General features: G+C 32.9%; 10 protein-coding genes and 1 pseudogene. 4 read left to right on the plus strand and 7 right to left on the minus strand.

All coding sequences use genetic code 11. From position 1 onward, the window contains the following. The first annotated feature begins 134 nt into the window (after positions 1-134). Positions 135-1007 carry a cupin-like domain-containing protein gene (locus DFQ02_RS06320; RefSeq protein WP_116040159.1) on the plus strand — a complete coding sequence of 291 codons (873 nt, stop codon included), beginning with the start codon at positions 135-137 and terminating at the stop codon, positions 1005-1007. Here DFQ02_RS06320 and DFQ02_RS06325 read toward each other — a convergent pair. After that, positions 997-1470 (minus strand): regulatory protein RecX, encoded by a 474-nt coding sequence (locus tag DFQ02_RS06325; RefSeq protein ID WP_116040160.1) that lies wholly within the window; start codon positions 1468-1470, stop codon positions 997-999. The genes DFQ02_RS06320 and DFQ02_RS06325 overlap by 11 nt on opposite strands. Before the next feature lie 76 nt (positions 1471-1546). Between DFQ02_RS06325 and DFQ02_RS06330 the strand changes: the two genes are divergently transcribed. Then, positions 1547-3925, plus strand: a complete 2379-nt coding sequence (locus tag DFQ02_RS06330; RefSeq protein ID WP_116040161.1) for a T9SS type A sorting domain-containing protein — start codon at positions 1547-1549, stop codon at positions 3923-3925. A gap of 2 nt (positions 3926-3927) precedes the next feature. Here DFQ02_RS06330 and DFQ02_RS06335 read toward each other — a convergent pair whose 3' ends face one another. The 4 genes from DFQ02_RS06335 to gdhA all read right to left on the minus strand — a co-directional run bounded on the left by DFQ02_RS06335 (position 3928) and on the right by gdhA (position 10865). Next, positions 3928-6339, minus strand: a complete 2412-nt coding sequence (locus DFQ02_RS06335; protein ID WP_116040162.1) for a TonB-dependent receptor plug domain-containing protein — start codon at positions 6337-6339, stop codon at positions 3928-3930. 4 nt (positions 6340-6343) lie between these two features. Continuing rightward, positions 6344-7063 (minus strand): DNA repair protein RecO, encoded by a 720-nt coding sequence (gene recO, locus DFQ02_RS06340; protein ID WP_116040163.1) that lies wholly within the window; start codon positions 7061-7063, stop codon positions 6344-6346. Beyond that, positions 7063-9414: a type IX secretion system anionic LPS delivery protein PorZ gene (gene porZ, locus DFQ02_RS06345; RefSeq protein ID WP_116040164.1), complete on the minus strand. Its 2352-nt coding sequence runs from the start codon at positions 9412-9414 to the stop codon at positions 7063-7065. Before porZ ends, recO begins: the two co-directional genes overlap by 1 nt. A 107-nt stretch (positions 9415-9521) precedes the next feature. Beyond that, positions 9522-10865 carry an NADP-specific glutamate dehydrogenase gene (gene gdhA / locus DFQ02_RS06350; protein WP_116040165.1) on the minus strand — a complete coding sequence of 448 codons (1344 nt, stop codon included), beginning with the start codon at positions 10863-10865 and terminating at the stop codon, positions 9522-9524. 199 nt (positions 10866-11064) lie between these two features. Between gdhA and DFQ02_RS06355 the strand changes: the two genes are divergently transcribed. Next, entirely contained in the window at positions 11065-11895 is an 831-nt protein-coding gene (locus DFQ02_RS06355) for a THC0290_0291 family protein (RefSeq protein ID WP_116040166.1), read from the plus strand. An 11-nt stretch (positions 11896-11906) separates the two neighbouring features. Here the strand turns inward: DFQ02_RS06355 and DFQ02_RS06360 are convergent, their stop codons facing one another. Then, positions 11907-12365, minus strand: a complete 459-nt coding sequence (locus DFQ02_RS06360; RefSeq protein ID WP_116523815.1) for a DinB family protein — start codon at positions 12363-12365, stop codon at positions 11907-11909. 77 nt (positions 12366-12442) lie between these two features. On the opposite strand from DFQ02_RS06360, the gene DFQ02_RS06365 reads away from it, so the two are divergent. Then, positions 12443-12796: an arsenate reductase family protein gene (locus DFQ02_RS06365; RefSeq protein WP_116040167.1), complete on the plus strand. Its 354-nt coding sequence runs from the start codon at positions 12443-12445 to the stop codon at positions 12794-12796. A gap of 177 nt (positions 12797-12973) precedes the next feature. Here DFQ02_RS06365 and DFQ02_RS06370 read toward each other — a convergent pair. Further along, positions 12974-14201, minus strand: a pseudogene (locus tag DFQ02_RS06370) (IS3 family transposase). Positions 14202-14254 lie beyond the last annotated feature (53 nt).

Here is a 14254-nt window from a genome sequence, read left to right on the forward strand (position 1 = left end):
TCATACTGCGTTTAGGGTTGCAGGCAGGCGTGTAATGCCAAAAGCCCAACCATGCTAAAGGCGTGGTAACATTCAAATATAATATTTCAAATTTATTAACGTTTTCTTAACTTTGGGCATCTAATTTCAACAACTTGAAACTGAATCTACAAGACATTCCAAGGGTTAAAACCATTACCAAACAGGATTTTATCAAGTATTATTTTAAACCACAAAAACCAGTGGTTATTGAACATTTAATTGAAGATTGGCCTGCATACCAAAAGTGGCGCTTAGACTATATTAAACAGATTGCCGGTGATATAACAGTACCTCTTTATGACGACCGACCTGTAGATTACAAAGATGGCTTTAACGAACCACATGCAAAAATGAAAATGGCAGATTATATTGATTTGCTAAAGCGCGAACCCACCAAATACCGTATTTTTTTATGGAATATCTTAAAGGAGATTCCACAGTTACAGAAGGATTTTAAATTTCCCGATTTTGGCTTGCGTCTCATGAAAGGAATCCCTATGCTATTTTTTGGCGGTGAAGATTCTCATACCTTTATGCATTACGATATTGATTTGGCCAATATTTTTCATTTTCATTTTGAAGGCAAAAAACAATGCATCTTATTTGACCAAACCCAGAATGATTACCTTTATAAAATTCCACATTCCTTAATAACCAGAGAAGATATTGATTTTAAAAACCCAGATTTTAATAAATGGCCAGCCCTTAAAAAAGCCAAGGGCTATGTTACAGAATTAAATCATGGTGAAATATTATATATGCCTGAAGGTTATTGGCATTACATGCGTTATATAACCCCAGGATTTTCTATGAGTTTGCGTGCCACGGCTAGAAACCCTAAAAATTTTAGTAAAGCTGTTTATAATATATTTTTTATGCGCCATTTTGATAATGCCATGCGCCGTTTAAAAGGTCAAAATTGGATTGATTGGAAGAACAAACAAGCCATTATTAGAACTCACAAAACAAATGGTATTAGGGTATAAGCTCATTTACTTTTTTGTAAACCAAATCACTTTCCCAGCCTCTATACAATAAATAATCTGCTAACTTCTTTCTTTTCTTATATTTGTTTTTGTCTGTTATACTTAAAACTTGCTTTTGAGCTAAATGATTAAAGACATTATAATAATTTTCATCATCAATTTCATTAATTGCTTGATTTATATTAGTTTTGGATATATCTTTTTTCTTTAGTTCTGAAGTTAATCGATATTTCCCCCATTTTTTAATACTGAACTTACCCCTTACAAATGCTTTGGCAAAACGTTCTTCATTGAGAAAGTTATGCTCTAATAGATGAACAATAATTACATCTATTGCTTCAGGAATCATATGCATTTCTTGAAGTTTTTGTCTAACTTCTTTATGACAGCGTTCCTGATATACACAATAGTTTTCAAGCTTTCGTTTAGCTTCCTCTAAAGTGTATGTCTGTTTTTTAACCATAGATTGGTGGTAAAGAATTGATTAATAGCAAATCTGAATTTTTATTTTACCAAATCTAAAAATTAAACTTGACTGAATGATAAGAAATTGGCAAATTTCAATTATAACACTTTGTGCTATTTCATTTTATGGTTATTCTCAAAGTATTTTTTCTAATGATATCACAGGGAGCAATCCCCATTTAGACAACCCATATATAATTGGACAAATTGTAGACCCTAATATTTCTGTAAATGGTATTGGCCGAGGAAGTGGATTGTTTAATCCACCTAATACAAATGATAGGTACAACGCCAGAGGATGGGACTCTACTACTTTAGACGGTAATGATTATTTCGAATTTACTATAGTCCCTAATTCAGGATACGAAATAGATTTCGTTAGCTTTATCTTCAACTCTCAACCCTCTAATACTGGACCTGTAAATATCTCCGTAAGAAGTAGCCTCAATGGATATTCTAGTGACATTGGAACACCTGTTATTGGTGGCGTTGGAGTGTCGACTCAATCTTCCATTGATTTATCTAGTGCTACATACCAAGATATCTCTACTTCTATAACTTTTAGGATTTATGCATGGGGAGGATCTAACACCAACGGCACTTTCAGCATAAACGATTTTATATTCAATGGCACAGTTTCGCCACTATGCTCTACTACTACAACTTGGGATGGATCCTCTTGGGATAATGGCAATCCAAATATAAATAAGGCAGTTGTTTTAAACGGAGATTACAGTACATCTGCCGATGGCGGTAGCTTTAGTGCTTGTTCGTTAACAATCAATTCTAGCACCTTATCTATAGATGATAACGATTATATAGAAGTTCAAAACCATTTAGATACCAATGGGGATATAATTGTAAGGCCGCAAGGTGCTTTTGTTCAGATTGAAGATTCAGCAACAGTTAACGCATCAGGTAACATTACCGTAGAAAAAAGGACAGCTCCAGCCAATAATTGGTATGAATATACTTATTGGAGTTCTCCAGTAAATGGAGCAACTATCGCGAATGGATTGGCAGATGCTCAATCTGGAAGGATTTTCTCCTTTAATGCGCAAAACTATTTAGATGCCACTATGGAGGTGAATAATGACAATACAGCCGCACCTGGACAAGACGATGTTGATGATGATAATAATGCTTGGCAATCTGTTTCTTCAGCAACTGTAATGTTATCTGGATGTGGATATGCATCAACTCATAACCGTGTTATATTTGAAAGTAGCCCAGGGTCTCCTAAACAGTTTATTTACACATTTGAAGGCCCTTTTAACAATGGTATTATTAACGTTCCCTTATACAGAAATGATTCTGAAACCAATGACAAAAATTGGAATTTTATTGGGAATCCCTACCCCTCTGCAATCGATGCAGATGCCTTTTTTACAGCTAACCCTGACACGGATGGTATTATTTACTTATGGTCTCAAAACACCCCACCTAGTGCTACGGCTAATGGCAATGAAGTTTTAAACTTTTCTGACTCCGATTACGCTATAATCAATTCAACTGGCGAATCGGCGGGTGGAGATGGCTTAACACCTTCGAGGTTTATACCTTCAGGCCAAGGTTTTTTTGTTAACTATAGTGATGCTGCCACCCCAATTTCTACTACTGGAAACATTAGTGAAGGCAGTGTTACCTTTAACAACTCGATGAGGGTTAGAGGCTTATCTAATAATAGTCAATTCTTTAAAACTGCTAATTCAAAACCAAAAACAACTTCGAATTCAGAAAGTAATAATGTTGATAACAAATTATGGATTGATTTAACATCAAACAATGGCGCTTTCAATCAAATACTAATTGGTTATGTTGAAGGAGCAACTAACAAATTTGATGGATCTCGCTTTGACGCTGCCAAGACTAATTCATTAGAAAGGTTTGTCTCTCTCTATTCCACCATTAAAGGATCCGATAAAAAATTGACTATTCAAGGAAAAAACCCTTCTGATTTAACTCTTAACGAAAAAATTAGTTTAGGTTTCAGTACGACAATTCATGTTCCGACACAATACAAACTTTCTATTAATAAGTTACAAGGAGATTTTTTATCAAACAATACTATTTATTTAAAAGACAAAGTATTAAATAAACATCATGATTTGTCTACTTCAGATTATTCCTTTACTTCTGATATAGGTGAATTTAATAATCGATTTGAAATCGTTTTTAAAACTAATAATGGTTTTGAAAACTCTGAAAAGCAAATGAAAGATGGGGTCAAAATTTTCGAATCAAATAATGGCAATGTAACCTTTTCATCTATTAATGATTTAAACATCAAATCTGTTAAAATATTTGATTTTTTAAGCACCCCTTTATACGACTTAAAAGGTACATTTAATTCTAAAACCTTTGAATTATCTAAACTCCAAAATGCAGTTTATATAGCTAAAATTGAGTTTTCCAACGGAGCAACCATTACAAAAAAATTCATTAAAAAGTAAAATTACAAGCTATACTTTAATGATAGAATAAAGTTTCTTCCAGGTGCTGCAATTCCAGATGAATAAGTTCTGTATCGTTGGTTGGTAATATTTTCTAAGGCAGCTGTGAGAGTAGTATTTGTATTTAATAGATATTGCGTTCTAAAATTACAGGTATACCATGATGGGCTATAAGGATTCCCATCAGCATCCAAAGCATATAAATACTCCTTCTGAATTTCAGAAGGGGCCAAGTCATTAAAAGCTAGGTCATCATTGTAGTTTAGAAAAAAATCAAGTTTAAAATCTTTGTAATTCCAAACCAAATGGGTGTTACCAAAACTAGGAGCTACATGTCTAATGGGAACTTCAACAGACCCTGCTTCTTCAGTGCCACCAATAATACTATACTGCGATGATAACTCCAAACGATTAGTAATAGGCATTTTTAGCCCAACTTCAAAACCATAAATCCAAGCTTTAGAGGCGTTTTGAATAGCTTGTACGGTACTTAACTCACCGTCATACACAATATCACTTTCACCATTTAAGGTATAATACCTTCTCACCAAAGCATTGTCAAGATAGGTATAATATGAACTCAGATCTAAAATTAACTTGCTATCAAAGTCTAATTTCAAACCCAGTTCACCACCATAAGCATACTCAGGTTTTAGGGTTTCATTGGGCACCACAACTGTTCCAGGTTGAGAGTCGAAAACTTTACCAATATCATCAATATTGGGTGCTCTAAAGGCAGAAGATGCATTTAATCTCCATTGCATAATTTCGTTAGGTGACCAACTTATACCAGCAGTTCCGGTAAGTGCACCCGCTGTATTTTTAGAAGTACTAAATGGTAAATTTAAAAAGATATTATTTTCTTCAAAATTGGCTTTTGAAACAATATGATTGAACCGAAGCCCAGATTGAAACACGAACTTTGGATTAGGCTTATATTTGATGCTGCTGTAAATTGCTGAAGATTGCCAACTAGCTCCATTTGGATATCTGGATACTGTAGGAGAAATAGCGCTATTAGATATGTTCTCTTCTTTTCCTTCAGATCTTACTTTATTAAACACATACTCTAACCCATAATAAAACTGCGTTTTTGGGCTCAATCGCTTTTCTAAATCTACATTGAACGAATAGGCATCTACAGATTCTGCTCTAATATTTCTAGATACAGACTGGAAGTTTCGGTCTTTTCTACTTTCCTTAAAGTTTTGGTACGCCATGGTGGTATTAATTTTATCGTATAAATTAGAACGACTACTTAATTTGGTAATCTGAAAATTAGATAAAAACCATTGCTGTGGGCCATAATTCCATTCTGCAGAACGTAGGATGTCGTCATTATATCTAATGAGTCTATCATATCTGGGAATATCAGAGGTAGTGGTATAATACAGCCCTAAATCAAAAGTTAAATTTTCGTAGGGTTTGTAGCGAGCTTTTTGCATCAAATTTAGTTGATTATAAGCTGTGTACCTTTGAATTAAAGGGTTACTATTTTGAATAACCTCATCACCATTTTGGGTTGTTATAACAAATTCTGGCCTTAAATATTCGTCTGGTCCATATTTTCCCATTTTTAAATCTCCAAAATCAGAATAACTAGCACTGGTAAAAAATCCAAATTTCTTATAACCTAAATTTAAATTAAAGTGACTTGTCTTTTCATCATTGGCAGAAGCATACCTTACAACGACATTCGATTTTATGAGCAAAGAATCTGTATGGGATAACCTTGGCTTTTGAGTATAGAAGCTCATGACACCTCCAATGGCATCACTACCATAAATAACAGAGCCCGCACCCAAAGTCACTTCGGTATCTTGAATTGTGAAAGGGTCAATAGAAATGACATTGTGTAAATTACCGCCTCTAAAAATGGCATTGTTCATTCTAACACCATCTATAGTAATTAATAAACGGTTGGTTGAAAAACCTCTAATCATTGGACTTCCTCCACCTAACTGACTTTTTTGAACATAAACTTGTCCCGTATTTGCTAATAAATCAGCGCTAGTTTGTGGGTTAGCAAATTGAACACTCTGTGAGCGGATGCTTATTATTTTTTGAGGAATATCTTTTTTATACTGTTGAAATTTGGAGGCAGAAATTACAATTTCGTTCAGTCCTTGGGTGTTAGATTCTAAGAATACTGTTCTAGATGGGGTTAGTTCTTGTTTTGTAAGTTTTTTTAGTACGTGTGATAAGTGCTTAAAGTAAATCACCTCGGCATCGTCGAATTCGCTTATATCTGCCTCACCTCTAAAATTGGTGATAATACTTTTAGATTTATCAATGTTATAAATGGCCACATTAATAATGGGCTCTTGAGTTACTTTGTTTAAAACCTTAATGTTTTGAGCCTGAATATTTAAAAAAGCTATTAAGAAAAAAGAAAATGTAAATAAAAACTTCATGTTTTTAGTTAAAAACCTGATTAAATATAGCGAGTGATTTAGGCTGTTTAAAGTTCCCCAAATGTAGCTCAAAATATAGCAAAATCATATTTAAAAAAGATTGTCTTTGTTTTGAATGTATTTGTAATAGAGTAAGGTCATCAAATGTTGTGCCTAACAATTGTTTTAGGAGTGTTAAATTTTCACCTGAAATACTGTAATCATTGGTTTTTTTTACATCAAACTGTCCTTCACTAAGATTAAAAAAGGAAGCTTCTTTCTGAGTTGTATCTGGGTAAAAACCTAAGTATTTGGTTAGTTTGAGTAAAAACAACAAATGAAAGTTGGCAAAATTGGTTTGTGCATCTAACCAAAGCAAGGTGTTTTCTATATAACTAAACATTGTTTTGTTGGGTTCCTCTTCTTGTAAAACACTAGACAGCACCTCGGCCAAAAATATTACAATTGAGCTTTTTAAAACATTGGTGTGTAAACTGGTATAAACTTGATTGAGTTTGGTTTCCCTAATAGATTGTAAAGACCGATTATTTTTATATTGAATAACAAGTTGTAATTGTGATAGTAACTGAAAATAAGCTGCTTTAGTGTTGCCTTTTTTACCTCTTAAAACCCCTTTTAATATAAAACTAACAACACCAAGTTCTTCTGTATAACATTTTACAATAAGGTCGTAGTCTTTATACTTTAATTTTGAAAGAACAATGGCATTTGTAGTTATAAGCATTATCTAACAACCATTAGTTTTATAACTTTTGTTTCAAAAGTATCAAGGTCTGAGAGCATTACTAAATATACTCCAGACGCTACTATATTATTAGCTAGATTTTTACCATTCCAGTAAGCAGTTCCCCCATCAATTTCTAGGTTATAACCTCTGTATCTTTGATTTACCCTAGATTGCGCTTCGGCAACTAGGTTACCTTCTATGTCGGTTATCTTAATATTAACGTTTTGAGAAATATCTTTAATTTTAACTTTTTCATCAACAATATTAAAGTTTGGTCTAACCGGATTAGGATATGCAAATGCAGAAGCTAGATCTTCAGTTGGACTAGAACCCCCAGAACGATAAGACACTAAGCCTCTACTGGTTGCAATAAAAACAATACCTTTGGTCTCATCTAAGGAAATATCATTAATTGTATTTGACGGTAATGGCGAGTTGCTTCTTGTAAAATGATGAATAGTATTTTGTCCATCTGATGAAAAATAAAATAATCCAGAATCTGCAGTTCCAATCCATTTATTATTAGAACCATCAACTTCAATGTCGGTAATTAGTTGCTGAAATAAAAGCTCTTTAGCAATGCCATCTTCTTCAATAATTATTTCTTCAACTTGAATATTATCATCTTCAAAAAAACTGGATGTATTGTATAACACTCGAAGGCCACGGGCTGTTCCAATCCATAATTGATTGCGTTTATCAAGAGCTACAGCCCTTACATCATTAGAAGGCATATTTTCATCCTCACTCTGTATATGTTTGATTTTTGGAGTATTATTCTCATTAAACCCAATTATTCCATGATTATGACTCGCAACCCATTTCGTATTGTCGTTACCGACAAACAATTTTTTATAGCCTAATTCATCATTCAATCCATCTTGAATAATATCGGTAAAACTAAATGAATTCCATTGATTCGTATTAGTATTAAACGATTTTAACGGGTTATCTATTCTGCTAACTAACATCCATAAAACTCCACTTTCATCAAAATCTGCACCACCAACTCTTATATCCCCAACATAGCCTGGGTTATTTGGCAATACCAAATCCTCTAAGGTACTATTTGATTCATTAAATAAGTCTGTAGGAACATCATCATTTATCAGTAACAATCCATCAATAAAGGAACTTATAAATACTTGACTTGTATTAAAAGGATTTATATTAATCGTATTTAAACATCGAGCATCAAAATTAATATCAGAATACCTTGTATTAAGCCAATAGTTTTCTTTCAAATGGCTAATTCCTCTACTATTAAGAGGATAAGGATTTAAGGTTGCAGTGTACTCTCCAAAAGTAACCCAAACCCCACCTGGTTCTGCTTCAATAGAAAAAGGAATATTCATTAAAGGCCCTTTTGGATGTATTTCTTCAAATTCTATAGGATTGTCGATAGTGGTTTTTAGAACCCCAAAATCCTTTGTACCTATATAAACATTATTTGAATATTCAATTGCTGACGTATATTCTGTTTCAAAATTAATTCCTGTATTTATTTGTGATAATAAAGAAAAATTCTCATCGTAAACATAAACATTATTTTTGGTTGTAACAGTTAAGTGTTGATCTACAGATTTAATATATAAGGGAGTATCACTATATATAAATAGTTCATTTAATATATCATTAGTAATATCATAAATTCTTCTACTAGTATTTATAGCGTAAAGTCTTTGTTCCTGTTCCTCTATAAACAGATAATTACCTGTAAAAACCGTCTGCCAGTTTTGAAAATCAATTAAATTAGGGTTTGATGCCTGAGCCCTTTTAATTCCATTTCCACCTGAACAGGCCGCATAAATGAAGTCATTAAAAATAGCTGTTTGGTTTACTTGTATTTGACTACCATTATTCCCAATAAAATAAGTATCACCAAACTCTAATCTTTCTAAGTCAAATACAGAAATTCCGTAGTTTGTAGAAATGTAAATTAAGTTTTGATAAGGACTAAAATGATTAATTCTTTTGTCTGTTGGAGGAATTGTAGCTTTCTCAATAATATCTACTACAGATAAGACCTCATCACCATTATTAAATACTATTTCAATCAAGCCAGTTTCATAGCCTATTACCAATAACCCATAATCTTCACTATAATATGTGGTTGAAATGGTTTCACCAGACAATCCATTAATTGTATTAAACTCTTCAATTTCGTTTGTTTGAACATCTAAACTAAAAATAGCGTTATCTGCAACGGCATAAATTTTGTTATGCCCATTTACTACTTCCTTAACGTTATAATAAGAAAAATGTCCTTGCCATAAAGCAGAATAATCTTGAGCAAGTGATAGCAACGAAATAAAACTAAGTATTAAAACAAAATACTGCTTTTTCATAGTAGATTTATAAACTCCAAATATACTAACGAGTTTTACTTTAAAATAATATATTAATGAAAAAGCTTCTCTATAGAGAAGCTTTTAAAAATTAAAATTCATTTGTACTAAACAATACCCTGAGCTAACATAGCATCGGCTACTTTAACAAAACCAGCAATATTTGCACCCTTAACATAGTTTATATAGCCATCTTCTTCTTGACCATATTCAATACATGAATCATGAATGTTACCCATAATTTCTTTTAATTTTTTATCCACCTCTTCTCTGGTCCAGTTAAATCTTAACGAATTCTGGGTCATTTCTAAACCAGAAGTAGCAACACCTCCTGCGTTAGAGGCTTTTCCAGGAGCAAATAATATTTTCGCCTTATGAAATGTGTTAATTGCACCATTGGTAGAGGGCATATTGGCTCCCTCGCTTACACAAATGCAGCCATTACTTAACAACGATTTTGCATCGTTTAACTTTAATTCATTTTGTGTAGCGCAGGGAAGAGCCACATCACAAGGTACTTTCCATGGCGTCTCTCCTTCTGTATATTGGGCATTGGGGTATTCATTTAAGTATTCTTTTATTCTACCTCTTTTTTCATTTTTTAAGTGCATAACAAACTTCAGTTTTTCGGTATTGATACCATCAGAGTCATATATATAACCTGAAGAATCTGAGAGCGTTAAAACTTTGCCTCCCATTTGAATGACTTTTTCAGCAGCATATTGGGCAACATTACCAGAACCAGAAATGACTACGTTTTTCCCTTTTATAGAGTCATTTTTAGTGTTTAGCATGTTTTCAGCAAAGTAGACGGTACCATAACCTGTAGCCTCTGGTCTAATTTTAGAACCACCCCACGAGAGTCCTTTACCAGTTAATACGCCCGTAAAACCATTACTTATTTTTTTGTACATACCAAAGAGATATCCAATTTCTCTAGCACCAACCCCTATATCTCCTGCAGGAACATCAGTATTGTGACCTATGTGTCTAAATAATTCGCTCATAAAGGCATGACAGAAACGCATAATTTCATTATCACTTTTGCCTTTAGGATCAAAATCGCTACCTCCTTTTCCACCTCCCATAGGTAGCGTAGTTAAACTATTTTTAAACACTTGTTCAAACGCCAAGAACTTAAGAATACTCATATTAACCGTGGGATGAAACCTTAGTCCTCCTTTATAGGGTCCAATAGCAGAATTCATTTGAATTCTATACCCTCTATTGACTTGTATTTCTCCATTGTCATCAACCCAACAAACTCTAAAAGTTACTACACGTTCTGGCTCAACCATTCTTAACAAAATGTTTTTACCGTAGTAAATATCATGCTTAACTATATAAGGCAAAACAGTTTCAGCAACCTCTTCTACTGCTTGTAAAAATTCTGGCTCATTAACATTACGTTGTTTTACCAGATCTAAAAACTCATTTATAATACTTTTCATACATAGAATTTACGTTAATATTAAAAAATATTCAATTTACACCAACAAAGATACATTATCTTTAAAAAAGACGTACATTTTTTTTATATTCTTCAATTGTGAATTGCTTAATATTTATTCACCTACTAAACCGTTGTTTGTTAGTTGATTCTGTTTTTATATATTTGTTCATTAATGCTCCAAAAAAGTAAAGCCTATTATGCTTAACTTGAAACAGTTAGTTTTTTTGTTTTGCTTGTTAGTTACATATCAAGCAATGTACTCTCAATTAGGTTTTTCCCATGAAATTGGTGTGATAGCTGGTCCCGTAGAATTTAGAGCGGACTTTGGTAGTCGTTTTGATGAAGAAACTAATCTTGGTAACTCTGGGATTGGCATCGGTATTGTGCATTATATAAACTTTGCCTATCGTGCCGATTGTAATTGTTATTCAACAGACACGTATTTCAATGACCACTTTAAATTAAGAAATGAAATTTCATGGAACTATACTAGGTTAGATCACCATGGAGAATGGGTGAAGCCTAAATATACTTCGGCTAATGCAGATAAGTTAAGAGCTCACCATGGAGTAGCTGAGAATTTTGACATAGGAACTCAATTAGAGTACTTTCCAAGAAGTATTAGATCCTTTCAAGCTTTTAGTTACTTACTAGCTCCATATGTTAGCTTAGGAATCCATTATACAACGTCCTCTCCTCAAGGATGGACCGATTATGGTGACCAAGACATCTTTAATGCTGCAAACATTTATTCTTATTGGTATCAAGACCCACGGTTTTTACCTGCTGTTCCTGCAGGCGAACAAAGGGAATATCCTGTTAATGTAAACTCATTCTCAGATTGGTCTATGGTAGCAAGTGTAGGAGCACGATACAAAATTGGGGTACTTTCTGATCTATTAATTGATTTACGTTGGCAGCTTTATTTTAATGATTGGGTTGATGGATTCAACCACAAACTAAGCTACAATAAATTTAATGATTGGTTGATATGGCTAAATGTAGGCTATATCTATTATTTAGACTAAACCTTCACCCATTACACCGCTTTTAGTAAAGACATTACAATTCCCAAGTGCATCCCTTCATGGAATAAAATAAACTGTAACGATTCATCTATGTCCGTTAATGTATTCCCAGTGGTTGAAACGGTATACTCATTAAAGTTTTTAAAAACACCTTTTTTGTAGTTCTCAATCGTTTTTTCTAAAGAAACTTCCAATAAACCATTTATTTCATCTACCTCATCTTGAGTCACAGGTCCTTCTGGCGTAGTTCCTTTTCTATATTTGTCAATTAAAATATCACTAACCATGGTTGGTAATCCAGACAATTTATAAGCCAAAAGTTGTTCTGTAACAAGAATGTGTCCAATATTCCAAATAATGTTATTTCTATGACCTTCTGGGATTTTATTTAGGCTCTCTAACGAAGTATTTTCTATAATTTTTTTAAATGATTTTCTCGTTTTTTGTAAAATTTCTAATGGAAAAGCCATAATCTTTATTTTTGAAGTAAATATAGTTTTAAATGCTATAATAGCGTTTATTTTTGTAGCAAATAGTATTATTATAGATGAAAAAAGTTTATTACTTAAAAACATGTAACACCTGTTTAAGAATATTAAAAGAGCTTAACCTTTCTTCAGATTTTATGCTTCAGGACATCAAGATAGAGCCAATAACTGTAAAACAGTTAGAAGAAATGCGAGAACTAGCCGATAGTTATGAGTCTCTTTTTAGTAAGCGCTCTAAGCTATATACAGATATGGGGTTAAAAAATCAAGTCTTAGAAGAGCGTGATTTTAAACATTACATATTGGGGCATTATACCTTTTTGAGTCGACCGGTTATAATAATTAACAATGAAATTTTTATAGGTAATTCTAAAAAAACCATAGAAGCGGTAAAGGCAAAAATCAACAAATAGCATTGTTAATTAGTTTTTAGAGTGAATTAAAGATAAAGACTATTGATTATAATCAATAGTCTTTAATTTTAAAAAGTATTACGTTCTAAATTAAGCGCTTTTGTTTTTATTTTACCTACTATTTCTCTATACACTGAGTCGTCCTAAAATAGGTTGACAGTTTTAGAATAAATTAAATTAAACCGATGAAGCTAGCTTCATCGGTTTTTTGTTGTGCATAAAGTTAGGTGTTTTCATATTAAGACTCAAATGAGGTCTTTTGTTGTTATAAGTGTTGATTGATTCTTTGACTAATTGTTCTAGTTCATTACCATTGTTACATTTATAAATCAAGAACTCTTGTTTTAAGATACCATTGATACGTTCTGCCAAGGCATTTTGTAACAATCATAACCATCAGTCATCGAAGGTCTAACATTGTATTTTTTTAAGGCCTTTTGATATATAGAGGCACAGTATTGCAATCCTCTATCAGAGTGGTGAATGAGTTCTTTATTTGAACCCCTATTTTTGACAGCCATATTAAAGGCCTTTACCACGTGTTCTGCGTTCATATTATCACTTAATTTATAGCCTACTATTTTTCTGCTATACGCATCTGTGACCAAGGACAAATAATGTGTTTTCTCTCTGCTTTTTATATAAGTGATATCGCTTACGAACACATGTTCTGGTCTTTCTGGTATAATAGTCTTTAAAAGATTAGGATATTTCTTCAACAAATGTTTTGAATTGGTGGTCTTTGTATAATTCTTTTTAGGCCTTATTAATAAATGTTCTGTTTTTAAATAAGCAAATAAGGCATCTCTCCCTATTTTTATTCCAAGTTTATCAAATTCTGGTTTTAACAGATGGTAAAGTTTACGTGTACCTATTCTTGGCATATCCTTACGAATATCAAGAACTAAAGATTTTACCTGTGATAAAACCTTAGTGCGTACTTCTCTTCTGTGTTGAGATTGATAAATGGCTTGTCTACTTATCCCTAACAACCTACAAGAACGGGATATGGCTATCTGTTTTTCTTATTTGATGATTTGGATTGTTGGGATAAAAACTTTTTTCTAATAGAAGTGCCGTGGTGTTTATCTGATACATCTATCATGGTATTAAGTAATAAGTTCTTTAAACGCTCATCTTCCAGCTCGCATTCTAAGCGCTTTATCTTTTGGGCAGGGGTTTCTTTAGATTTTGGCAAAACTCTATTCTTTGGATTGTTCCAATCTAAGGTACCATATTTTCTCAGCCATACCAAAACGGTACTCCTTCCTTGGATACCATAGACCTTTTGAATCTGTTTGTAGGTGTAACTGCCTTTTTCTACTTCAGATACAATGCTCAATTTAAAGCCCAAATTGTAATCGCGTTGGGTACGCTTAACCCTTTTTCCTAATGGATCTTTCATAATAAGTCGATTTTGTTTCAACTTATTTTAGGACGGGACACACAGCATAATAA

This window comes from Seonamhaeicola aphaedonensis, from assembly GCF_003386195.1.
Classification (GTDB): Bacteria; Bacteroidota; Bacteroidia; order Flavobacteriales; family Flavobacteriaceae; genus Seonamhaeicola; species Seonamhaeicola aphaedonensis.